Annotated in this window: 19 protein-coding genes; 9 read left to right on the plus strand and 10 right to left on the minus strand. The window is 65.4% G+C overall.

The window, feature by feature from the left end:
- Positions 1 to 33 precede the first annotated feature (33 nt).
- The 3 genes from trmB to galE all read left to right on the plus strand — a co-directional run bounded on the left by trmB (position 34) and on the right by galE (position 3067).
- Positions 34 to 765, plus strand: coding sequence for a tRNA (guanine(46)-N(7))-methyltransferase TrmB (gene trmB, locus IEX32_RS02375; RefSeq protein ID WP_188767980.1), 732 nt, complete (start codon positions 34 to 36; stop codon positions 763 to 765).
- Between the two features lie 332 nt (positions 766 to 1097).
- Entirely contained in the window at positions 1098 to 2075 is a 978-nt protein-coding gene (locus IEX32_RS02380; RefSeq protein WP_188768201.1) for a UDP-glucuronic acid decarboxylase family protein, read from the plus strand.
- On the plus strand, positions 2072 to 3067 hold the full coding sequence (gene galE / locus IEX32_RS02385; protein ID WP_188767982.1) for a UDP-glucose 4-epimerase GalE: 996 nt from the start codon (positions 2072 to 2074) through the stop codon (positions 3065 to 3067). The genes IEX32_RS02380 and galE overlap by 4 nt, the downstream gene beginning before the upstream one ends.
- On the opposite strand, the gene IEX32_RS02390 is transcribed toward galE, so the two are convergent.
- Genes IEX32_RS02390 through IEX32_RS02400 form a run of 3 tightly spaced genes read right to left on the minus strand, consistent with a single transcriptional unit; the run spans position 3064 to position 8028 of the window.
- Positions 3064 to 4857 carry an ABC transporter ATP-binding protein gene (locus IEX32_RS02390; RefSeq protein ID WP_188767983.1) on the minus strand — a complete coding sequence of 598 codons (1794 nt, stop codon included), beginning with the start codon at positions 4855 to 4857 and terminating at the stop codon, positions 3064 to 3066. The two genes, galE and IEX32_RS02390, sit on opposite strands and share 4 nt — an antisense overlap.
- Positions 4850 to 6877 (minus strand): glycosyltransferase family 2 protein, encoded by a 2028-nt coding sequence (locus tag IEX32_RS02395; protein ID WP_188767984.1) that lies wholly within the window; start codon positions 6875 to 6877, stop codon positions 4850 to 4852. The genes IEX32_RS02390 and IEX32_RS02395 overlap by 8 nt, the downstream gene beginning before the upstream one ends.
- Positions 6874 to 8028, minus strand: coding sequence for a glycosyltransferase family 2 protein (locus tag IEX32_RS02400; protein ID WP_188767985.1), 1155 nt, complete (start codon positions 8026 to 8028; stop codon positions 6874 to 6876). Before IEX32_RS02400 ends, IEX32_RS02395 begins: the two co-directional genes overlap by 4 nt.
- A 166-nt stretch (positions 8029 to 8194) precedes the next feature.
- On the opposite strand from IEX32_RS02400, the gene IEX32_RS02405 reads away from it, so the two are divergent.
- On the plus strand, positions 8195 to 9169 hold the full coding sequence (locus IEX32_RS02405; protein ID WP_188768203.1) for a glycosyltransferase family 2 protein: 975 nt from the start codon (positions 8195 to 8197) through the stop codon (positions 9167 to 9169).
- On the opposite strand, the gene IEX32_RS02410 is transcribed toward IEX32_RS02405, so the two are convergent.
- Both IEX32_RS02410 and IEX32_RS02415 read right to left on the minus strand, forming a co-directional pair.
- Positions 9166 to 10440: a glycosyltransferase gene (locus IEX32_RS02410; RefSeq protein ID WP_188767986.1), complete on the minus strand. Its 1275-nt coding sequence runs from the start codon at positions 10438 to 10440 to the stop codon at positions 9166 to 9168. The genes IEX32_RS02405 and IEX32_RS02410 overlap by 4 nt on opposite strands.
- Positions 10441 to 10901: 461 nt before the next feature.
- A complete protein-coding gene (locus IEX32_RS02415) occupies positions 10902 to 13163 on the minus strand; it encodes an NADP-dependent malic enzyme (RefSeq protein ID WP_188767987.1) in 2262 nt (753 codons plus the stop codon).
- A 116-nt stretch (positions 13164 to 13279) separates the two neighbouring features.
- On the opposite strand from IEX32_RS02415, the gene mutS reads away from it, so the two are divergent.
- Together mutS and IEX32_RS02425 are read left to right on the plus strand one after the other, a co-directional pair.
- Positions 13280 to 15883, plus strand: a complete 2604-nt coding sequence (gene mutS, locus IEX32_RS02420; RefSeq protein WP_188767988.1) for a DNA mismatch repair protein MutS — start codon at positions 13280 to 13282, stop codon at positions 15881 to 15883.
- Positions 15884 to 15941: 58 nt separating this feature from the next.
- Positions 15942 to 16319 carry a YidH family protein gene (locus tag IEX32_RS02425; RefSeq protein WP_188767989.1) on the plus strand — a complete coding sequence of 126 codons (378 nt, stop codon included), beginning with the start codon at positions 15942 to 15944 and terminating at the stop codon, positions 16317 to 16319.
- Between the two features lie 8 nt (positions 16320 to 16327).
- Here the strand turns inward: IEX32_RS02425 and IEX32_RS02430 are convergent, their stop codons facing one another.
- The 5 genes from IEX32_RS02430 to gluQRS all read right to left on the minus strand — a co-directional run bounded on the left by IEX32_RS02430 (position 16328) and on the right by gluQRS (position 19412).
- Positions 16328 to 16645, minus strand: a complete 318-nt coding sequence (locus tag IEX32_RS02430) for a hypothetical protein (RefSeq protein ID WP_188767991.1) — start codon at positions 16643 to 16645, stop codon at positions 16328 to 16330.
- Positions 16646 to 16801: 156 nt separating this feature from the next.
- Positions 16802 to 17671: a 3-hydroxyacyl-CoA dehydrogenase family protein gene (locus IEX32_RS02435; RefSeq protein ID WP_188767992.1), complete on the minus strand. Its 870-nt coding sequence runs from the start codon at positions 17669 to 17671 to the stop codon at positions 16802 to 16804.
- A 65-nt stretch (positions 17672 to 17736) separates the two neighbouring features.
- Complete coding sequence (locus tag IEX32_RS02440) at positions 17737 to 18306, minus strand: cob(I)yrinic acid a,c-diamide adenosyltransferase (RefSeq protein WP_188767995.1); 570 nt, start codon at positions 18304 to 18306, stop codon at positions 17737 to 17739.
- Between the two features lie 15 nt (positions 18307 to 18321).
- On the minus strand, positions 18322 to 18555 hold the full coding sequence (locus tag IEX32_RS02445; protein ID WP_188767996.1) for an HIG1 domain-containing protein: 234 nt from the start codon (positions 18553 to 18555) through the stop codon (positions 18322 to 18324).
- On the minus strand, positions 18552 to 19412 hold the full coding sequence (gene gluQRS / locus IEX32_RS02450; RefSeq protein WP_188767998.1) for a tRNA glutamyl-Q(34) synthetase GluQRS: 861 nt from the start codon (positions 19410 to 19412) through the stop codon (positions 18552 to 18554). The genes IEX32_RS02445 and gluQRS overlap by 4 nt, the downstream gene beginning before the upstream one ends.
- Before the next feature lie 272 nt (positions 19413 to 19684).
- On the opposite strand from gluQRS, the gene IEX32_RS02455 reads away from it, so the two are divergent.
- The 3 genes from IEX32_RS02455 to IEX32_RS02465 all read left to right on the plus strand — a co-directional run bounded on the left by IEX32_RS02455 (position 19685) and on the right by IEX32_RS02465 (position 23501).
- Complete coding sequence (locus IEX32_RS02455) at positions 19685 to 20293, plus strand: HNH endonuclease (RefSeq protein WP_188768000.1); 609 nt, start codon at positions 19685 to 19687, stop codon at positions 20291 to 20293.
- A gap of 246 nt (positions 20294 to 20539) precedes the next feature.
- Positions 20540 to 21724 (plus strand): FAS1-like dehydratase domain-containing protein, encoded by a 1185-nt coding sequence (locus IEX32_RS02460; RefSeq protein ID WP_188768002.1) that lies wholly within the window; start codon positions 20540 to 20542, stop codon positions 21722 to 21724.
- Between the two features lie 22 nt (positions 21725 to 21746).
- Complete coding sequence (locus tag IEX32_RS02465; RefSeq protein ID WP_188768004.1) at positions 21747 to 23501, plus strand: class I adenylate-forming enzyme family protein; 1755 nt, start codon at positions 21747 to 21749, stop codon at positions 23499 to 23501.
- Positions 23502 to 23641: the final 140 nt, after the last annotated feature.

Consider the following 23641-nt stretch of genomic DNA (forward strand, 5'->3'; position numbering starts at 1 on the left):
CCCCCGCGAGTATCGCTGCCATCGCGCCGCGCCATGACGGCTTACAAATCCGGCGATCCCACCACGCTCAACCGGCTCTATGGCCGCGCCAAGGGCAAGCCGCTGCGCGCGGGGCAGCAGGCGCTGTTCGATACCCTGCTGCCGCGAATCGCGGTCCCGGAAGAGGGCCCGATCACGGCCGAGCGGCTGTTCGGGCACGAGTGCCCGCTTCATTTCGAGATCGGCTTCGGCGGCGGCGAGCACATGGCGAGCCGCGCCGACATGCTGCCGGACCACGGCTTCATCGGCTGCGAGCCTTTCATCAACGGCGTCGCCCAGGCGCTCGTCCACGTCAGCGGCGATAATGGGGCGCACCCGCCGATCGGCAACGTGCGCATCCATCACGGCGACGCGCTGGAGGTGCTGTCCCGCGTGCCCGACGGCACGCTTTCGTTCCTCTACCTGCTGCACCCCGACCCCTGGCCCAAGGCGCGCCACGCCAAGCGGCGGATGATGAACGACGGCCCGGTCGACATGTTCGCGGCCAAGCTGAAACCGGGCGGCGAGTTCCGCTTCGGCACCGATCATCCGGTCTACCTGCGCCACGCGCTGATGGTCATGCAGCGCCACACTGACCAGTTCGACTGGCTCTGCGACAAGCCCTCCGATTTCCAGAAACGCCCCGGCGGCTGGCCCGAAACGCGCTACGAGGCCAAGGCCCGCCGGCTGGGGCACGAGGTCTGGTATATGAAATATCGCCGGACAGGCGCACAGCGTCAGCCCTGACGTGAAACGTATTGATTAAAGGCATCGGGATATAGGCAATCGCGAGGCAGCAATGCCTGCCTCGCGATTAACGAGCGCGCGGCCAGCGCACGAGGTTTTTCGATTCTGACCCGGCCAGTGGATACCTTGGCGTTCAATGGCGCGTCGGTTCGGGATGGGCGTGCCGGTACGACAGGCCAGAGCGCGCCTTGTACGAGACGATCCGCCGTGCGCCCTTCGCGTGGCGCTTGTCTTGCGACGGCCGATACGCAATGATGGTTAACAGGCCGGTTAGCTTGAAAGATGCGGAAAACCGGTCGGTTGCGGCATTTCCCTCGGATCATGGCTTGAACATGGCAAAGCGGCAATTGATGCGCAAGAAACGGGTGCTCGTGACCGGCGGTGCCGGATTTCTGGGATCGTTCCTGTGCGAAAGACTCTTGGCGCTGGGCAATGAGGTTCTGTGCGCCGACAATTTCTTCACCGGCACGCGGGACAACGTCGCGAGCATGCTGGGCGACCATCGTTTCGAACTGCTTCGCCACGATGTGACGTTCCCGCTCTATGTCGAAGTGGACGAGATCTACAATCTCGCCTGCCCCGCAAGCCCCATCCACTACCAGCACGACCCGGTTCAGACGACCAAGACCAGCGTGCATGGCGCCATCAACATGCTGGGCCTCGCCAAGCGCACCGGCGCCCGGATTCTCCAGGCTTCGACGTCCGAAATCTACGGCGATCCCGAAATCCATCCGCAGCGCGAAGATTACTGGGGCAGGGTCAATCCCATCGGCCCCCGGTCCTGCTACGATGAAGGGAAACGGTGTGCCGAGACGCTGTTCTTCGACTATTGGCGGCAGCACCGTTTGCCGATCAAGGTGGCGCGGATCTTCAATACATATGGTCCGCGCATGCAGCCGGATGACGGCCGCGTCGTCTCCAACTTTATCCTGCAGGCACTGAGAAACCAGCCCATCACCATCTATGGCGACGGGCAGCAGACGCGCTCTTTCTGCTTCGTCGACGACATGATCGAAGGGCTCATCCGGCTGATGGATACGTCCGATGATGTCACGGGGCCGATAAACCTCGGCAATCCGGTCGAATTCACGATGCTGGAACTGGCGCAGGCGGTGATCGATGCGACCGGCAGTTCGTCGCAACTGGATTACCGGCCGCTGCCGCAGGATGACCCCCGCCAGCGGCGGCCCGACATCGGCCTTGCCCGGCAGGCACTGGACTGGCAGCCGGCGGTGCCGCTGAAGGAAGGACTCGGCCAGACCATCGCCTATTTCCGCGCGCTGATGGACGGGGGCCGAATACCGGCATGAGCGGGCGGACCATACTGGTGACAGGCGGGGCGGGCTATGTCGGCTCGCACTGCTGCAAGGCCTTCGCCCGGGCAGGCTGGAACGTGGTCACGTTCGACAATCTCTCGCGCGGGCATGCCGAAGCGGTCAAATGGGGGCCGCTGATCGTCGGCGACATTCTGGACGCCTCGGCTCTGGATCAGGCGTTCGCCAGGCACCGGCCCGACCTGATCGGCCATTTCGCGGCCTTCGCCTATGTCGAGGAGTCGGTGGAGCAGCCCGAGATCTATTACCGCAACAACAGCATCGGCAGCTTCACCCTGCTTGACCGGATGCGCGCGGCGGGCGTTTCTAAGCTCATCTTCTCAAGCACCTGCGCCACTTACGGCGTGCCGGAGCAGGTGCCGATCGACGAAGATCATCGTCAATGGCCGATCAATCCCTATGGCTGGTCGAAGCTGATGGTGGAGCGGATGCTCGCCGATTACGCGGTGGCGCACGGGCTCGACAGCGTCGCACTGCGCTATTTCAATGCCGCCGGATGCGACACCGAAGGCGAGATCGGCGAATGTCACGAGCCCGAGACCCACGCCATTCCGCTCGCCATAGCGGGGGCGTTGTCCCGGGAGCAGCCCTTCACGGTATTCGGTTCCGATTTCGACACGAGGGACGGCAGCGCCGTGCGCGACTACATCCATGTCGGCGACCTTGCGGCGGCGCACGTCCTGGCCGGCGAGTGGATCATGGACCGGCGGGGCTTTCACCCCTTTAATCTGGGCACGGGCCAAGGCACGACCGTGCTCGAGATCGCGCGCGCGGTCGCCCGCATCTGCGAAGCCGAGCATCCGCCGCGCATCGGCCCCCGCCGCGCCGGAGATCCGCCGATGCTGATCGCCGATGCCGCGAAAGCCCGGCGCGAACTGGGCTGGAAGCCGGCAATTTCGGACATCGATACCATCGTGCGCACGGCCCTCGCGTGGCACAGACTGAGCGCGGCTGGAGCGGCGCTCTAACCCATAGCGGCCAGCGAAGGACCCGACAGCGGCGCCAGTACTTCGGCGGGCGGGCCCTCGGCCAGCACCTTCCCTTCGCTCATCCGGATCACATGGTCGACGTGCCGCACCGTTTCCAGCCGATGCGTGATGATCAGCACGGTCCGCCCTGCGAAGCGTTCCTCGAGCACCTTGCGAATTCTTGCTTCCAATGCGGTGTCCAGCGCGCTCGTGGCCTCGTCGAGGATCAATATACCGGGGTCGCGCAAGATGGCGCGGGCGATGCCCACCCGTTGGCGTTCCCCGCCCGACAGATTGAGGCCCTGCTGCCCGATCCAGTCCTTGTCTCCGTATTCGAGGCCGGCCAGCAGGTCCGTCAGTCCGGACATCCGATAGGCATCCGCCAGCGCTGCCTGATCGGCGTCGGGGCGGGCCATCAGCACGTTGTCGCGCACGGTGCCTTCCACCAGATCTATATCCTGGCCAGCTACGGCAATTGTCTGAAGCCATTCATCCCGGCGGATATTCGCGATGTCGCCATCGCCGATCAGGATCTGTCCGCTTTCGGGCGTGTAGAGCCGCAGAAGCAGGTTGACGATGGTCGTCTTGCCTGAACCGCTCGCGCCCACAAGCGCGGTGATTTGTCCGCGCGGAATGTCGAAGCTTACATCATCGAGCGCCTGTTTCCCGTCATAGGCAAAAGCGACGTTGCGAAAGGCGATGCGCTCGTAATCATCGGGCATGGCGAGTGTGCCCGGCTCGGGAAACGTCTTTCCTTCCGGGTCGATCATATTCCTGACAGCACGCAGTTGCGGAGCGGACTGAGCGAGGAAAAGCGAGTTGCTTTCAAACTCCTGCAGATGCGGCCGCAACCGGTAAAGCAGGGCAACGATCGTCAGCGTCGCATGAAAATCGACCTCGAGCACCCCCGCCCCCCCGACGATTAGGCAGATGATCGCGAGATAGCCGATCTCCGTCGCCGGGTTGATCGCCGCCGAGAGTCTTTCCATCCGGGTCAGGCTATGCCGCGCGGAGGCGGACGATTTGAGGAAGGTGGCATGTTGCGCCCGTTCCCGCCCGTAGGCGCGGATGGCGCGCATTCCCTGAAGCGTCATCAGCATGAGGCCGCCCATCGACTGGTGCTCCGCCTTCACGGAGGCGCCGAGTTGTGTGACCGGGCGCGACAGGCGCGCCAGGAACAGCGATACCAGGCCGGCACACAGGATCGCTATCAGCGTGATCTTCCAGGACAGCAGCAGCAGGACAACGGCAAATACCGCTATCGCGCACACGTTTATGATGAGGCGCGTGAACGCATTGTAGGCCGTCGCCACGGTCCAACTGTCGGTGCCCAGTATCTCCATCAGCTCGGCCTGCTTGTGGCGGCGGACGAAGTCGTAGGAAACGTCGAGATACCGGCCGTGGATGAAGTTCCGGGCGATCTCGCTGATGCGCGCACCCAGGCTCAGCGAAATCCTGCTGTAGATATAGCCGATGATGCCTCTCAGGACGATCAGGCCGAAGATCGCGGCGGCAAGCTGCGCCGGCCCTCCCAGCGTCTGCAGAACGCTGGTCGCGGCATGACCGAAATCGCGGGCGATCGCGCCCGGGTCGTCCAGTTGACCCAGCGCGGCATAGAGGAAGATGATGATGAGGCTGATGCCCGCGGTTTCGGCGAGCGACGCAATCACGCCCAGCCCGACGAGCAAGGGGGCCGCGCGCTTGGCCGCCGGGACGATGTCGAGCAGCACGCGCAGGTCCCTGAGCGCCGCGATCCTGGCCCCCCTGCCGGTCTCGCCCGCCTCAGCCATGATCGGCCTCCATTGCCAGAATGCCATCGTAGCTGCCGATCGGGAAACGGGTGGGGGAATGGTCGCGCCGTCTGCGCGGTTTTCCCCTGACGCGAAGACGCAGGCCGCGAAGCGCGGCACGCGGAAGCCTCCAGGCCAGCGCAATGATGGGGCCTGCCGAGGTTTCCCGCAGGCCCGTGAGGCAAAGATCGATCACCCCTCGGAAATTGCCCCTTTCCGCCGCCGCGAGCACATTCCATTCCAGGAAGATGGCCCTCCCCTTGCGGATCATGGAGCAGTGTTCGGGATGACGGCTCAGCATCTCCTGCGTGACCAGATCGAAGGAACGGAGCATGCGCCGACGGTCGCTCGACATGTTGGCGGGCAATACGCGATAGCCGGTAAGCCGCTCAGGCACGAGCGCGAACCGGTATTTCTCGGCAATGCGGAAATAGAGCGAGAAATCCTCGCACCCCTGCGCCCCCCGGGCGTGCAGCGTGGAATCGAAACCTCCCGCTTCTTCCAGGGCGGCCCGGGTGATCAGCGCGGCGCTCCCGTTGCCGATGAAATTGCCGAGGAATATCTCCCTCAATACATCGCCTCGCGCATCGGGCTTGTGACTCCGGCTGGTGATCAGGCCGTCCCCGTCGATGCGGGCATACCAGGTATAGGCAAGTCCGGCCTCCGGGCCTTCGGCATTCAGCGCGTTCAATTGCCGCTCGATCTTGGGCGGTGCCCAGAGATCGTCCGCGTCAATAAAGGCAATGAGATCGGAAGCGGCGGCCTTCCAGCCAAGGTTGCGTGCGACGGCCACGCCGGCATTGGCCTGCTGCATCAGGCTGATACGCGGATCGCTTGCCGCGAAGGACAGCACGGCCTCCGGCGTACCATCGAGCGAACCGTCGTCCACCACGATGGTGTCGAGCAGCGCATGCGTCTGGGTCTGCACGCTTTGTAATGTCTCATGGATCGAACCCGTCGCCTGATAGGCCGGGATGACGACACTCACCAATTCGGACGGATGCTGCGAATCCACGCCCAGCATCCGGGCGAAGGCGTCGAACACGATGTCTCGCGCATCCGGTTCCACGTGACTTTCCAGAAGGCTTCGAAGCCGTTCCCCGGTTCGTCGCCAGTCGCGCGCCAGACGGGCCGGCGTACAGCAGGCGCCTGTGCATAGCGCTTCCATCAGCATGGACGCGGTCGTTCGCGCTTCGTCTTTGTCAACGGGAATCGGCGCTGGTTCAGGCAGATCGTTGGGGAGCATGCGATTCTGTCCGGCCGAGACCGCACCGCACCAGAGCCCGAACCACGCAAGGCTACGCGCCGCCTTCTTGCTCTCGCCCGGTCGCCCTTCAAAGGTATTGCCGATTACCGTGGCGGCATCCCGGAACAATTGCCCGACGTCCGACGAGGCCGATCCCTCATGCAGCCGGTAGCGGGCATGCAGGCTCGGAACGGGCACGAAACGGGCGTCGGAAAATGCGAGCCTTTGCCAGAGATCCCAGTCCTCGCACGTTCGAAGGCATGTATCGAAGCCGCCAAGCCTTTCGACCCGGTCGCGTGCCAGCATCACCGCGGCAGGGGGGAGGGGATTGGTCCGCTCGAACACTGCCCGTGCGTCAACCGCAATACCCGGCGCGAAGCGCGGCATGAATGCCTGCCCTTCTGGTGTGACGCGGACATAGCCGCAATAGCTGGCGCCCGCGCCGGGATCGTACTCCAATCCAGCCGTCAACCGCGCCAGATGGTCGGGCATGATCCAGTCGTCCGCATCGAGGAACAGCAAGGCATCGCCCCGCGCATGGCGCAGGCCCGCGTTGCGCGCCGCTGCCACACCCGAGCCGGCCAGTTCGGCAAGGCTGAAACGCCTGTCGCGATCGCAATAATCCGAGGCGATGGCCGCCGTGTCATCCATTGATCCGTCGTCGACGATCACCGCATGCCAGTCTTCGCATTGCTGGGCGAGCAGGCTGTCCAGCGTGAAGGCCAGGGTGTCTTGCGCATCGCGCGCGGGAATGATGACCGAAACGGCGCTCATAGCATGTGCGGCCGGTCATGCCGCCAGTAATAGATGAGACCGGCGAAATAGCCTGCGATTTCCTGTCGCAGAAGGCGATTGTGAGGCCGCTCGCCATAGCGCACCCTTTGCCACAGCTTTCGCGCGTAATAGCACGGCAGCAAGTAGTACGCTCTCCACAGGTTGCCGCGGTTGCGGGTGCGTTCGTACTGCACCAGCAGGGCCGCTGAATGACCCCGCATGTAATGGTAGATCTGCGATGCCAGTCCTTCCATTTCCCGTCGGTGGAAATGGAAGGCGACCGCCGCGGGTTCATAGAGGCAGACGCCGCCTCGGCTCAGGATCCTGTGCCAGAATTCGGAATCGCCGGAACAGCCCGCGGCGCCGACATCGAGCCGTTCGTCGAAAAATCCCGCAAGCTCGAAGGCCCTTCTGCGAAAGGCCATGCTCGCCCCCGCGCCGATTTTCCATACCTCGCTGCCCGTGCGGGCATCGGCGGCGAAAAACGCCTCGTCGAAGCGCAGGGGGGCGTAGCCCTGGCCGAAACTCCAGCAGGTTTCGAAAATGATCTGCGCCTCGGTTTCCAGCTCCGCCGGAAGGACAAGGCCGGTAACCGCGAGCGCGTCGCTCTCTTCCAGCGCCAGCGTCAGCCGCTCCAGCCAGCGTGGGTGCAACCGCACATCGTCGTCGGTGAAGGCGATGACCGGGCAACCGGCACGGCGCGCGCCGCTGTTGCGGGCGATGTCGAGGCCTGGCCGGTCCTCTCGCACGTATATCACCCCCGCCTCCTCCGCCACCTGACGGGTCCGCTCGTCGTCGGAAGCATTGTCGACAACGATGACTTCGGACGGCATGAAGCTCTGGTGCTTGAGCGAGGCAAGACAGGTCCTGAGCTCATCGGGACGGTTGCGGGTGCAGATAACCACCGAAGCATCGAGAGCCGGAACCTTCGGCTCTTCGCACAGGCTCCGTGCGCGCGTGAGGGCGGGCGACCCCGAAAGGGCGTTCCAATGATTCCCGAGGTCCAGAAGCTCGCCCGGCGCGCCTTCGTCCATCACCTGTCCGACGGGAACGTCCTGCCACCAGAAGACGATCAGCGTTCGGGGCGTCTCGCGAGACAGTTCGGGCGGCATGTGGGATGCATCGACGTGTGCGATGGCGATGCGCGACATCCAAAAACGTCCCTTGTTGATGACGCACCCACCAAGCGAAAAGTTGGCGATTGCACAATCTCGAAGAAGGGTAGGAGGTTTCGATTTTGAGGTAAACGGCGCTTTCCCTGGCCTCCACCTTCGGACAGTCTACAAAGAGAGCGGATAGGAGACGTTCTTGCCCTTGATGGGAAACAGCACGGTATCGGTCGTCATACCGGCCCACAATGCGGGTCGGACGATCGCAGAGACGCTGGAAAGCGTCGGCGCACAGACCCATGCCGACCTGGAGATCCTCGTCGTCGATGACGGCTCCACCGACGAAACCGCGCAAATCGTCCTGGCCCACGCCGCGACCGATCGACGTATCCGGTTGCTGAGCCAGCCGAACGCAGGCGTCGCGGCCGCGCGCAACGCAGGTATCGCGGCCTCTGGCGGGGCGTTCCTTGCACCGCTCGATGCCGACGACCTGTGGCATCCGGCGAAGATCGAGCGGCAATTGCGCGTCTTTCGAGAGGGCGGAGAGAAGCTCGGCCTCGTCTACAGCTGGTTCGCTCTGATTGACCGGCATTCGCGCGTCGTGCAGCTTCGCCATAGACCTCGGCATGAGGGCGACGTCCTCGCGGCGCTCGCCTTCCATAACTTCATCGGCAACGGCAGTTCGGCCCTGATCAGGCGTGAGGCGTTCGATCGTGCCGGCGGCTACGATCCCACCTTGCGCGCACGCGGCGGGCAGGGCTGCGAGGATTGGAAGCTCTATTTCGAGATCGCTGAACGTTACCACTTCGGCGTTGTTGCCGAACCGCTGACGGGCTATCGCGACCTTCCCGAAAATATGTCGAGCGATGTGCTGCAGATGCTGCGTTCGCGGGATCTGTGCACCGCCGATCTGTCGCCCCGCCACCCCGAGCTTGAGCGCGCCTTCCGGTCCGGCCGCAATCGCCTGAGCCGCCTGCTCTTCCACCGCGCGATCCGAAGCGGGCGCATCCATGAGGTGGCAGGGCTGGCGCTTTCGATCATGCGATACGATCCCGTCTTTTTCGCCATGCTTGCGGGGGCGCTGCCGGTTTCGGCAGCAAAGGGCCTGATCGGCCGGCTTTGGCGGAGCGGCGGCTATCAGGGGCAGTCGGGCATCGAATTCGCAAGGCTCAATTCGCCCTAGCGGGCAGCGATGACTTCACTGAAAAGGTCCGTCAGCAATTGCAGGTGCCGCCGGGCGGAATAGTCCGCCTGCGCCTTGCGCGGGCCGGCGCGGCGCAGGCGTGCATCCAGCGCCGCGTCCGACAGCAGCCGTTCTATGCAGCCGGCCAGCGCGGCGGGATCGCCCGGGCGGAACAGCAGGCCGTCCTCGCCATCCCGGATGGCCGCGGCAAGCGAGCCGAGGTCCGAAGCAATGACGGGCACGCCGGCAGAAATGCTCTCAAGGTAGAAGTTGGGCAAATTCTCGAACCAGAGCGAGGGGATGACCGAAGCGATCGCGTTGCTCACCAGTTCGGCGACCGCTTCGACCGCGACGGGTTTTTCGAAGCGTATGCAGTCGTCCAGACCGGCCTTTTGGCTGCGCCGCACCAGTGCTCTTTCATATTCCTCGTATTGCGGCCCTCCCACGATGCGCAGTCGCGGCGGCGTGCCCATGCGGCGCTTGAGGATCGCCATGGCGTCTATCAGTGTCTCCAGCCCCTTGGAGGGATCGAGGCGCCCAGCATAGAGCAGGTAGTCCGCCGAACCGGCGCCGCGAGGGACGAAAATGGTCTCGTCGGCAAAGGTGGGGATACAGGTCAGCCTGTCAGGGGCAAAACCGCCCTGGACCATCATCTTCGTCAGGAAGGGATTGGTCGTCACGAACCGGTCGACAAGGTCGAAATAGCCGCGCCTGCGGTGAAACCATGTGGCCGCCGCGTCCAGCGCCGATATCGCCCGGCTGCCGTGAACGCAGCCATGCACGACGCCGGGCAACAGCCGGCCGCCGAGGCACTGGGTGCACATCTTCCCGTCGCGCAGGAAATGGTGCTCGGCACACAGAAAGCCATAGTCCGATACCCTGACGACGATCGGCACTCCCGCCTTGCGAAGCGCGACGAGGATGGAAGGGGACAGCTTTCGCAGGAACAGCATCACATAGGCGGCATCGGGCCGGAACGCTTCGATCAGACGCGCCAGATCGCGTTCGACTTCCCTCGAGTAGAACAGGCGGGCTATGGTCTTGGCATATGTGGCGGGATGGCGGCGGTGTTCGTCGAAATAGACCTCGTCCCGCCTGCCGATCGGCGACGTGAAATAGCCGGACCAGTCGCTTGGCTCGTTCTCATCGTAATCGATGGAGAAGACTGCCGTCTCGTGGCCGGCGCGCCGCAACACGCGTTCGACGTTGAACAGGTATCGCTCCGCGCCGCTCGCCACGAAGTAGCGATGATTGATCAGTAACAGCCGCAATGTACCTCCTCGGTCGCTCGGGCTGTCTTGCCTGTCGGCACCATGGCAGTTGCATCAGTTAACGCACTTTACTGCAACAAGGACGATTCGCGCTTTCGAAAAGTTGCACGGGTGACGGCGATGAGCGGCCGATCACGATCAATGTCGCTGCCGATGGCAAAAGGAAATCGGCCAAGTCGGATTACCCCGCGATGGTGGGAAGATCGCTCATCGGCACGAAAGACTCATGGATCACGACCTCGAAGGCCGAGGTCGCCCGCCGAAACGGCCCTATCAGTGGCAGGACGCGCTACGTTGACGCGCTTCCACGCGTGCCGCATGCGTCGAGCGCGGCACGGGTTCCGGGAAAACCCTGGCGGGTGCGAACCGGCAGGCGGAGCAGATGGGTTTCCACCGGATCCCTGTTACGGCCTTTCAGGAGGGTATGGCTTCCACAAACTACACCCTCCTGTAATTCCTCTTCAGCCCGCAATCCCCGCCGCCGCCAGCACGGCGCTGGTCAGCACGTCCGGCGCGATCGCGGTCATCGGCACGATCTGGACCGGCTTTTCCATGCCCAGCAGCATCGGCCCGATGGCGGTCGTGCCGCCAATCTCGCGCAGCAGCTTGGCGGAGATGTTCGCCGACTGGAGCCCCGGCATGATCAGCACGTTCGCCGGCGCCGTCAGGCGGCAGAACGGGTAGAGCGCCATGATCTTGGGGTTGAGCGCGGCGTCGGGCGCCATGTCGCCGTCGTATTCGAAGCCGGGCTGCTCTTCGTCGAGGATATGGACCGCGTCGCGAATCGTGTCGAGCCACCGGCCGGCGGGGTTGCCGAAGGTCGAGTAGCTGAGGAAGGCAACGCGCGGTTCGTGGCCCAGCCGGCGGGCGACCGCCGCCGTCTCCTTGGCAATGATGGTCAGTTCCTCGGCATTCGGGCGCTCGTTGATGGTCGTATCGGCCAGGAACACCGTCTGGTTCTTGCCAACCATGACATGAATGCCGAAGGGCAGCTTGCTTTCCGCCGGGTCGAGCACGCGGCGCACGTCGCGCATGGAATGCGCGAAGGGGCGGGTCATGCCGGTGATCATGGCATCGCCGATGCCCAGCTTGAGCAGGCTCGAGGCGAAGATGTTGCGATCGGTATTGACCATGCGCTGCACGTCGCGCTGCAGGAAGCCCCGGCGCTTGAGGCGCTCGTAGAGCATCTCGACCATCGGCCCCACGTGTTCGGAAACCATCGAGTTCTCGATCTGGTAGCTCTCCGGATCGGCAACGCCCAGCTCGGCCATCTTGTCGAGCACCTGCTGGGTGCGGCCGACGAGGATCGGCTCGCCGTAGCCGAATTCGCGGTACTGGACCGCGGCGCGCAGCACGACGTCGTTCTCGCCCTCCGCGAAGATCACGCGCTTGGGGTTCGCCTTGACCTTGGCATAGACCTGGCTGAGCACCGAGGTCGTCGGATTCAGGCGGCCCTTCAATTGCTGGCGATAGAGGTCGAAATCCTCGATCTGCTTGCGCGCGACGCCCGTTTCCATCGCCGCCTTGGCGACAGCGGAGGGCACGACTTCCATCAGGCGCGGATCGAAGGGGGCCGGAATGATGTATTCGCGGCCGAACTGCTGCGTCTCGCCATAGGCGGCGGCGACCTCCTCAGGCACCTGCTCGCGCGCAAGCTCGGCGATGGCGCGGGCGGCCGCGATCTTCATCTCTTCGTTGATCGCGGTCGCATGGACGTCGAGCGCGCCGCGGAAGATGAAGGGAAAGCCCAGCACGTTGTTAACCTGGTTGGGATAGTCCGAACGGCCGGTGGCGACGATGGCGTCGGGCCGCACGGCCTTCACCTCAGGAGGGGTGATTTCGGGGTCCGGGTTGGCCATCGCGAAGATGATCGGCTCGGGAGCCATCTTCTTGACCATGTCCTGCGTCACCGCGCCCTTGGCCGAGAGGCCGAGGAACACGTCGGCGCCTTCGAGCGCTTCGGTAAGCGTGCGCTTGTCGGTGGCGACTGCGTGGGCCGACTTGAATTGGTCGACGTTCTCGCGGCCGGGATAGATCACGCCGCGCGTGTCGCACACCAGCACGTTCTCATGCCGCACGCCCATCGACTTCATCAGCGAGGTGCAGGCCAGCGCGGAAGCGCCGGCGCCGTTCACCACCACCTTGATCTTGTCGAGATCGCGCCCGGTCAAGTGGCAGGCGTTTATCAGGCCGGCCGCCGCGATGATCGCGGTGCCGTGCTGGTCGTCGTGCATGACCGGGATGTTCATCCGCTCGCGCAGCGCCTGCTCGATGATGAAGCACTCGGGCGCCTTGATGTCTTCCAGGTTGATGCCGCCGAAGCTCGGCTCCATCATGGCGATCGCCTCGATCAGCGCATCGGTATCCTCGCTGGCCAGCTCGATGTCGATCGAATCGACGTCGGCGAAGCGCTTGAACAGCACCGCCTTGCCTTCCATCACCGGCTTGGAGGCCAGCGCGCCGAGGTTGCCCATGCCCAGAATCGCGGTGCCGTTCGAGATCACCGCGACCAGATTGCCCTTGGCGGTATAGTTGTACGCGGTCTGCGGATCGTCGGCGATGGCCTGCACCGGCACGGCAACGCCGGGCGAATAGGCGAGGCTGAGATCGCGCTGTGTCGCCATCGGCTTCGAGGCAATGATCTCGATCTTACCCGGACGGATCGTCTCGTGATAGAAGAGCGCCTCGCGCTCGGTGAACTGAACCCTGCTTTTCTCGGACAACGCGCCACCTCCAGCTTTCGGCTGGTCCCCTAACGAATCTTGTCGCGACGCGATAGGGGAAAGGAGCGACAGACACGCTTCACAAATACCGGAACGGCACGCTAACGCTGGCGCGGATGACGTCCGGCGCGACCCCGATGATGGCCCAGTACCTCGCCTTGCGCGAGGAAGCCGGCGATTGCCTGCTGTTCTACCGCATGGGGGACTTCTTCGAGCTGTTCTTCGACGATGCGAAGAAGGCCGCCGCGATCCTCGATATCGCGCTCACCACGCGCGGCGAACACAACGGCGCGCCGATCCCGATGTGCGGGGTGCCCGTCCATTCGGCGGAAAGCTATCTGGCGCGGCTGATCAAGGGCGGATGCCGCGTTGCCATTGCAGAGCAGACCGAAACGCCCGCCGAGGCCAGGAAGCGCGGCGGCTCCAAGGCGCTCGTCGCGCGCGACATCGTGCGCTTCGTCACGGCCGGAACGCTCACCGAGGAAGCCCTGCTGGAGCCGCGCCGCGCCAATGTGCTGGCGGCGGCCTGCGAGGTGCGGGGCACGGTCGGCATCGCCGCCTGCGACATCTCCACCGGCCGCATGGAGCTGGAGGAGTGCGCGCCCGACCGCCTCGGCGCCGCGCTGGCGCGGCTGGGGGCGAGCGAGCTGGTCGTTCCCGATGGCTGGGACGAGGCGCCCGAGGATGCCATCGGCCGTTCCGGACATGAATTCTCTTCCGAAGGCGGCGAGGAGCGGCTGAAACTGGTCCACGGCGTCGCCACGCTCGACGGCTTCGGCGCGTTCACGCGGGGCATGCTGGCGGCGGCGGGCGGGCTCATCGCCTATCTCGACCACGTCGGACGCGGCGCGCTGCCGCTGCTGCTGCCGCCCGAGGCGCGCCGGGGTGAGGCGACGCTGGCCATGGACGAGGCGACGCGCGCCAGCCTGGAAATCCTCGAATCCTCGTCCGGCGGGCGCCGGGGGAGCCTGATCGATGCCGTCGACCGCTGCGTCACCGGCGCCGGCGCGCGGCAGTTGGCCGAGGATCTCTCCGCCCCGCTGACCGACCGCGCCGCGATCGCCGAGCGGCTCGAACTGGTCGAATGGCTCCACGACGACGCCCTGCTGCGCGAGGACCTGCGCGCCGCGCTGCGCGCCCTGCCCGACGTGGGCCGCGCGCTGGGCCGCGTGGTGGCGGGACGGGGCAGCCCGCGCGATCTCGGCCAGTTGCGCGACGGCCTCTCGGGCGCCCGTGCCATCAGCGAGCGGCTTGCGCGGCGTGACGACCTGCCGGTGCTGATCGAGGCGCTGCTGCCCGATCTCGGTGGTCACGGCGCGCTGGTCGATCATTTCGAGCGGGCGCTGGTGCCCTCGCCGCCGACCGAACGCGGCCAGGGCGGCTATATCGCCACCGGCTATGACGCCGCGCTCGACGTGCTGCGCGAAACCGCCGGCAATGCCCGCCGCGCCATCGCCGCGCTCGAGGCGAAGTATCGCGACCAGACCGCCGTGGCCGCGCTTAAGATCAAGCACAACAACGTGCTCGGCTACTTCATCGAAGTGCCCCAGCGCCACGCGGACAAGCTGCTCGAAGCCGACAGCGGCTTTTCGCACCGCCAGACCATGGCCGGCGCGATGCGCTTCAACGCGCTTGCCCTCCATGAGGAAGCGGGTCGCATCACCGAAGCCGGCGCCCACGCCCTCGCGGCCGAGGAAGCCCATTTCGAGGAGCTGGTCGCCGAAGCGGTGGCCGCGCGCCGCCAGATCGCGCGCACCGCCGCGGCGCTCGCCCGCATCGACGTCGCCGCCGGGCAGGCCGAGCGCGCGGCCGAAGGCGGCTGGGCGCGGCCGCAGGTGGTCGAAGGGCTTTCTCTGGAGATCGAGGGCGGACGCCATCCTGTCGTCGAGGCGGCACTGGCGGCGCAGGGCGAGCGCTTCGTCGCCAACGACTGCCGGCTCGCCAGCCATGACCGGCTCTGGCTGATCGGCGGCCCCAACATGGGCGGCAAGTCCACGTTCCTGCGCCAGAACGCGCTGATCGTGCTCCTGGCGCAGGCCGGCGGCTTCGTGCCGGCGAAGTCCGCCCGCATCGGCCTTGTCGACCGCCTCTTCAGCCGCGTAGGCGCCTCCGACAACCTCGCGCGCGGCCGCTCCACCTTCATGGTCGAGATGGTGGAGACCGCCGCGATCCTCGCCCAGGCGACCGAGCGCAGCTTCGTCATCCTCGACGAGGTCGGGCGCGGCACCTCGACTTACGACGGCCTGGCGCTGGCCTGGGCGGTGGCGGAGGCGGTGCACGAGACCAACCGCTGCCGCTGCCTCTTCGCCACACACTACCACGAGCTGGCGCGGCTGGCGGAGACCTGCGAGGCGTTGTCGCTCCACCACGTCCGCGCGCGGGAGTGGAAGGGCGATCTCGTCCTGCTCCACGAACTGGCCGACGGCCCGGCGGACCGCAGCTACGGCCTTGCCGTCGCGCGCCTTGCCGGCGTGCCGCCCAAGGTCATCAGCCGGGCGAAGTCGGTGCTGGAAAAGCTGGAAAAGGGCCGCGCCGAAACCGGCGGGCTCGCGGCAGGGCTTGGCGAACTTCCGCTCTTCGCCGCCGCGCAGGAGCACCGCGAGGAACAGTGCGACACCCTGCGCGACAAGCTGCGCGACATGGATGTGGACGCGCTGAGCCCGCGCGATGCGCTGGAAGTGCTCTACGACCTCAAGCGAGAGGCCGGTGCGGAAACGTAAGCGCTGGCCCGCTCCATGAGCTTGTGCCGCCGGGACGCCGCATGGTAGCCGTCAAGACATGAGCGAAGGCGAAGCACAGACCGAAGAGCTCGCGGAGGACCGGACCGATCTTGCCGAAGACCGCACGGTCCTTGCCATCGAGCGGACTTTTGGCGGCTGGATGCGGACAGCCTTCGGCGCAATCGGCATCGGGCTGGCGTTTCAGGGATTGTTCGGGAAGCTCGATCCCCCTTGGCTGGCACGCATTATCGCGACCGTCTTCATCCTGCTCGGCGCCATGATCGCCATCACCGCCGAACGCCGGGCCTCCATTGGCCTGAAGCGAATGACGTCTCACAAGGTTGACGGCTCCCAGCCCCCGAAACTGAGATGGATTGCCTATAGCGTCGCGCTCGGCGGACTGGCGCTCATCGCCGCCTTCTGGTTTCAGGGCTGAGCCGGCAATCAGCTGTCGTCATCCCCGAGGTCGGGATCGGCGGCGGCGGCCCGGCCGTACCTCCCTTCCAGATCGTCGTGCGTTTCCTCGCCGGCATAGGCCGACATGTCGATGGTACCGCTGGTGTCCATCTGTCGCATGTGTTCGACCAGATCCTGCTCCTGCGCGGGGTTGAGGCTGTTGCTCAGCTTCTCGCTCTGTTCGAGGCTCAGCACGGAGACAGAGTGGACGCGCGCCTCATCCGTTACCGACTGGGCCTGCGTTTCGTCCTCCTGCTGCTCGTTGTTGACCGTCTCGGGAGCGAGATCGTCGGGGCGTGCGGTCATCGGAGTATCTCCTTCGACCGGATAACGAGCGGGCTACTCCCGCGTTCCCGAGGAAAGTTCGGCCTCGGCATGATGCGTCGACAGGCTCAGCATGAGCGCGGCGGGGCGAGCGGGTCTGGTTTCAGCACCAACTCCGCTCACCCTGAGCGCTGAGCCCTACCGTGTCGGAACCGGCTTCTCGCCCGAATAGTCGTAGAAGCCCTTGCCGGTCTTGCGGCCGTACCAGCCCGCCTCGACGTACTTCTGCAGCAGCGGCGCCGGGCGGTACTTGGGATCGCCGGTGGTCGCCTGAAACACCTTCATGATCTCGTAGAGCGTGTCGAGCCCCACGAAATCGGCCAGCGTCAGCGGCCCCATCGGGTGATTGGCGCCCAGCCGCATGCCGGCGTCGATGTCCTCGACCGAGGCCAGCCCCTCGCCCAGCACGAAGATCGCCTCGTTCAGCAGCGGGCACAGGATGCGGTTGACCACGAAGCCCGGCGCGTCGCCCGCCAGCACCACGGTCTTGCCCAGCTTTTCGCCGAAGGCCTTCATGCGCTCGATGGTGTCCTGCGAGGTGGCCAGGCCAGGGATGACCTCGACCAGACCCATGACCGGCACCGGGTTGAAGAAGTGAAGCCCGCAGAACCGCGCCGGATCGGGCGAGCCGGCGGCCATGCGGGTGATCGGGATCGAGCTGGTGTTCGAGGCCAGAATCGCATTCGCGCCCAGCACCTTGCCGGCGGCCTCGAAGATCCTGGCCTTGATGTCCTCGCGCTCGGTCGCGGCCTCGATGATGAGGTCGCAGCCGGCCATCGCGGCATAGTCGGCCACCGGGGTAATGCGCGCAAGCAGCGCGTCGGCGTCGGCCTGGCTCATCTTCTCCTTGGCGACGAGCTTCGACAGGCCCTTTGCGATGCCCGCCTTGCCCTTCTCGGCGATCTCTAGCGAAACGTCGGTCAGGACCACGTCCATGCCCTTGCCCGCGACGGTCTGGGCAATGCCCGAACCCATGATGCCCGCACCGATGATACCGACTGACTGCACGCCTATGCTCCCTCACATGAACCGGATTCGCGCGTTGCCTAGCGGCTTGCGCTTCGTGAGGGAACCTAGCGATTCTGCCCCGGCACCCAAAGCACGTCATCGGCGCCGTTCGCATTCACCGCCCGGGCGAGGACGAAGAGGTAGTCGCTGAGGCGGTTGATGTAGGCGAGCGCGGCGGGGTTGGCCGGCTCGGCGGCTGCAAGCGCCACGGCGCGGCGCTCGGCGCTGCGGGCGGAGGCGCGGGCGATGTGGACGCGGGCCGCCGCTTCGCTGCCGCCGGGCAGGATGAAGCTTCTGAGCGGCTGGAGGTGTTCGTTGATCGCGTCGATCGCCGTCTCGAGCCATTTGACCTGGGCGTCGACGATGCGCAGCGTCATCTCTCCGGGGGTGAAATCCTCGCCCGGCGTCGCAAGGTCCGCGCCGAGATCGAACAGGTCGTTCTGGATGCGCGTCAGCGTCGCGGCGTGCGGCGAACCGCCCAGCGCGCAGACGGCCAGCCCAATCGCGCTGTTCGCCTCGTCCACCGCGCCGATCGCTTCCATACGCGCCGCATGCTTGGGCAGGCGCGATCCGTCGACAAGGCCGGTGGTGCCGTCATCGCCGGTGCGGGTATAGATCTTGTTGAGGCGTACCAAGGGGTAGCGCCGCTTTCAGCGCGCCATGGCCAGCAGCAGACCGCAGACGAGCACGGCGGCGGCCTGGTACTTGATGCGATTGAACATCATCTTGTTCTGCAGGAGCTGGTTCGGCGTCGCCCCGACCGCGTCGGGATTGCGGTTGAGGTCTTCCTTCGTGTTGTTGATGAAGGCGATGATCCCGCGCACGAGGCTGACGACGACCATGACCATCAGCACGATGATGATGGGGACAAGAATGTAGTTCATGTCTCTCCATGTAGGCCCATTGCCGTCCAATTGCCAGACAGCGAAATGCCAGCGGGGAAGCGGTGGGCGCGCAGGGCATCGGCCAGCGCCCGGCCGTCCTCGCCCGCGCGCCGGCGATCCGCGATGGAGGGTGAGCCGCGCCGCTTGGCGAGCTTCGTTCCGTCCGCTTCGACCAGCAGCGCGTGATGGTGCCAGACCGGCACTGGCAGGCCGAGCAGCGCCTGGAGCAGACGGTGGACGTGGCTCACGGCGAAAAGGTCGGCGCCGCGCGTGACGAGGGTGATCCCGTCCGCCGCGTCGTCGAGCGTGGCGGCGAGGTGATAGCTGGCCGGCAGATCCTTGCGCAGCAGCACGACATCGCCGAAGCGCGCCGGGTCGGCCGCTTGCGGCCCGGCCAGTTCGTCGGTCCATTCGAGCGGGCCGGCAGCCACGATCGCGCGCGCCATGTCGAGCCGCCAGGCCGCGCCTTCGGGATCGACATTCCGCCCTCGGCAGGTGCCCGGATAGACGGGGCCGTCGGGGCCGGAGTCGGCGGCGGCGACAGCGATTTCCGCGCGGGTGCAGCGGCAGGGATAGAGTAGGCCCATCGCCTTCAGGCGCTCACCCCCCTCGGCGTAGGCGGCCAGCCGGCGCGACTGGAACACCGGCTCCCCGCCCCAAGCGAGGCCCAGCCATTCCAGGTCGCGGAAGAATTCCTCGACGAATTCCGGCCGGCTGCGCGCGCCGTCAATGTCCTCGATCCGCAGCAGGAATTGGCCGCCGCGCGCGCGGGCGAGGTCATGCGCCACTACTGCCGCATAGGCATGGCCCAGGTGCAGCGAGCCGTTGGGACTGGGGGCGAAACGGGTGCGGATCATGCGGCCCTCTTAAAACGATTGGCACGAGATGAGAATCCTCTCGTCATCCCGGACGTGATCCGGGACCGGTAGCGATGTGTACGCGCGGCCTTGCCGAGAGGCCCCGCCGAACGACCGCCAGCGGTCCCGGATCACGTCCGGGATGACGGTACGCGCAGGCTGTGGATTGTCGATGGGCCTCGCCACTGCCGGCTTGACGCGGACTCGCACTCATGCTGCACTGCGTCCATGCGCTGCCATCAAACCGCAATGACGGCCTGCGACAGAGGGCCATGCTCAAGTCGGAGCTGATTGAGCGCGCGGCCCGGTTCCGCAGCGCGGAGGACGACCCCTCCCGAAGTCTCTCGGACTGCCCTGCCCTGGTTCTCAATGCGGATTACACACCGCTTTCCTATTACCCGCTGAGCCTCTGGCCCTGGCAGACCGCGATCAAGGCGATCGTGCTGGAACGGGTCGACGTCGTCAGCAGCTATGACCGCGCCGTCCACAGCCCGAGCTGGACGATGCAGGTCCCCTCGGTGATCGCGCTCAGGCAATATGTGAAGCCGAACGAGTTTCCGGCCTTCACCCGGTTCAACCTGTTCCTGCGCGACCGTTTCAGCTGCCAGTATTGCGGCAGCCCGCACAACCTGACGTTCGACCACGTCATTCCCCGCCGGCTGGGCGGCCGGACCAGCTGGGAAAACATCCTCACCGCCTGCGCCCCGTGCAACCTCAAGAAAGGCGGGCGCACCCCCAAGCAGGCGAAGATGCCGCCGCTCGTCCCGCCGATCCGCCCGACGAGCTGGCAACTCCAGGAACGCGGCAAGGCCTTCCCGCCCAACTACCTCCACGAAACCTGGCGCGACTGGCTCTACTGGGACATCGAGCTGGAGGAGTAGCGGAAGCGCGCGCAACTTGGCGCCACTTTCCGGTCGTTCGGGCATGGCTCCGACGAACCCAGAATAGGCCGACGGTTTCCTCGGATCTCCAGCGTCGACTGACTGATTCCCGCCGCGAGGTTCCCGTTCGGATAAATGCAAGTGCACCTCGGAGACGTGAGATCTCGCAGCAACTAGGGCACATACGCGGTTGCGTCCGGCGGGCATCGAAGACTGGCATGCCTTGGCAACTGGGAAGGAATAAGCATGAGCACCACCACCGATGTTGTCCCGGTACTCGATACCAGCGACGTGGACAATTGGATCGGCAAACCGATCGTGTTCGCGGAGTTCTGGGATCCCTGCAACGCGACCGACATTCGCCGCTGGGTTCAGGCCATGGACTATGCCAACCCGCTACATTGGGACCAGGAGTTCGCCGCGCGGTCCAAATTTGGCGGCATCGTTGCGCCGCAAAGCTTCACCGTCGCGATGGACTACGGCCATGGTTGTCACCCCTCCTGCGTCGGCAAGATCCCGGGTTCGCATCTGATTTTCGCAGGCGAGGAGTGGTGGTTTTACGGGACACCCATCCGCCCTGGCGACAAACTCGTGCAGGAACGCACCTTGGCTGGCTACAAGGTGACCGATACTGCCTTCGCCGGCCCGACGATGTTCGCCGATGGTGATACCGTTCACCGCAATCAACACGGCGCGCTGGTCGCCAAAGAGCGCGCGACCTCGATCCGCTACCTTGTCGAGGAGGCGGCCAAGCGCAAGGTTTACGACAAGGGCAATGTGCCCCCCAAGCTCTGGACGCGCAGCGAACTGGAGGAAGTCGAGCGGATCCGCCTTGCCTGGATCAAGTCGAACCGTGACGGGATCTCCCCCAGATTCGTCGAGGTGAAAGTGGGCGACAAACTTCCGCGCAGGGTAATCGGCCCGCATTCCCGCGTGACTTTCGCGCTCGAATGCCGCGCGCATCGTCAGAACATCTGGGGCACCTGGCGCTGGAACGTGCCCGACGGCGTCTACGATCCGGCGAAGGACGACGCTGGCTTCGGCTCCGACATGACGTACGACCACGAGGCCCGCAAGATCGATCCCCGCGAAGGCGACGGGCTTCACGCCGGCCCGTCCTCGGGTCACATCAATCCCGAAAAGGGCGAAAAAGTCGGCATGGGCGGCGTCTACGGCTACGGCTCGTCGATGAACGCATGGCACCTCGACACCATCGCCTACTGGGCGGGTCACGATGGCTACATCTGGCATTCGAAGACGCAGTTCCGCAGCCCTGCCTTCGAAGGGGACGTGACCTACGTCGATGGCGAGGTCGTGGCCAAGCATGAACAATCCGCGTTCGGCGTGCCGACGGTCGAGGTGAAGACCACGATGACCACGCAGGAAGGTGCCGTGATCCTGAAGGGGACTGCACAAGTCCAGCTTCCCTGACCGCGACGACAGGAAAAACGGCATGAGCGACCCCGATATCCGCCACCCGCTTTCGCCCGCAGCTTCGATCGTCCACGGCTCGCCGCTCGACGATGAGCCGGGCATCGGCACGCTGACGATTCCCGGCTACGCGCGCGAAGTGACGAGCCGCTTTGCCGAGCGTGAGGCGCTGGTGTTGTGGGCACCGGATGGCGACCGGATCAGCTGGACGTATGCTGAGCTATGGGAGCGCTCGGTCGAGGTCGCGAAGGCGCTCGTCGCCGCAGGCGCCGGCAAGGATGCGCGCATCGGAATACTGATGACCAACCGGCCCGAATATCTGGCCGCGGTTTTTGGCATCGCGATGGCCGGCGGCGTTACCGTCACGCTGAGTACGTTTTCCACGGCAGCCGAACTCGGGTATCTGCTGCGATCAGGCGCAGTGTCGGTCCTGCTCTATGAACGCCAGGTGCTCAAGAAGGACTTTGGCGCGATGTTGTGCGAGCTCGAGCCGGCTATATCCGACGCCGCGGCACACCAGGACCTGGCGTCCGCGAGCTTTCCGTTCTTGTCGCGCCTCGTTGCGCTGGAGCCGGTGACCAGGGTCTCGGGACCCGCCGCACCCGATCCGCCGATCGTGCAGAAGTGGGCCAATTTCCTGGCCGCTGGCGCCACCGTACCGGACGCGGTCGTGAGCGCACGCGCGGCATCGGTCCACGCGGCGGACACGGGCGCGATATTTTTCTCCTCGGGCACGACCGACCTGCCTAAAGGGATCGTCCACGCACAGCGCGCGCTGGCGCTGCAGTGGTGGCGTTGGCCGCGCATTTACGCCATAGATCCCGTGAACTTCCCCGTGCGCGCGTGGACTGGCAACGGCTTCTTCTGGTCCGGCAACATCTCGATGGTCGTCGGCAATGCCCTCACCACCGGCGGCACCATCGTCCTGCAGCCGGTGTTCGAGGCCGACGAGGCGCTGGAGCTGATGGAGAAGGAGCAGGTCAGCTATCCCAATGGCCGTCCCCACCAGTGGGCCCGGCTGCAGGCCTCGCCGCACTGGGACGCCGTGGACCTGAGCTCGCTCCACTACATTACCTACTCCGAAATCCTGATGAGCCACCCGACGGTGCGCACCGACTGGAAGCTGTGTCCGGCGTTCGGCACCACCGAAACGCTGACCATCTGCACGGCGGTCGGCGCGAATGTGGCGCCGGAAGTCCACAAGGGCAGTTATGGTCGGCCGCTGCCAGGCAATACCCTCAAGATCTTCGATCCGGACACAGGCGCCGCGGTACCCGTCGGTGAGCGCGGCGAGATCGCGATCAAGGGGCCGACGCTGATGATCGGCTATGTCGGCAAGACCATCGAAAACACCTTCGATGATGAGGGGTTCTTTTGCACCGGCGACGGCGGGTACGTCGATGAAAGCGGCCTTCTGTTCTGGGAGGGGCGCCTGACCGAGATCATCAAGACCGGCGGCGCCAACGTCTCACCGATCGAGATCGACCTTGCGCTTGCCAACTTTCCCGGAGTCAAACGCTCGCAGACGGTCGGCGTGCCCGATGCGCTGCTTGGCGAGATGGTCGTCTCGTGCATCATCCCGCACGACGGCGTGGACCTTTCGACCGACGCGCTCATGGGGTTCCTCAAAGGCCAGTTCGCCAGCTACAAGGTGCCGCGAGCGTTGCTGTTCTTCAGCGAGGAGGAAATGGCGACAACGGGCAGCGGCAAGGTGAAGTTCAGGCAGCTCCGCGACCTTGCGGCGCGGCGCCTTCGGGCCGAAGGTGTCGCCGGATAGGTCCCGCGCCTGCCGATGATGACGGACTGCATTTACCGTCGCTCCTCGACTGTTACGGCGTGGGCCGGGCACCCCTCCCGCAGGCGGGAGGGGTGCGAGACTTGGCCTTCCGAAGGAAGGATTAGTCGCAGCGGGGTGGG

Origin of the sequence: Novosphingobium endophyticum (assembly GCF_014640675.1) — a bacterium.
Classification (GTDB): Bacteria; Pseudomonadota; Alphaproteobacteria; order Sphingomonadales; family Sphingomonadaceae; genus Novosphingobium; species Novosphingobium endophyticum.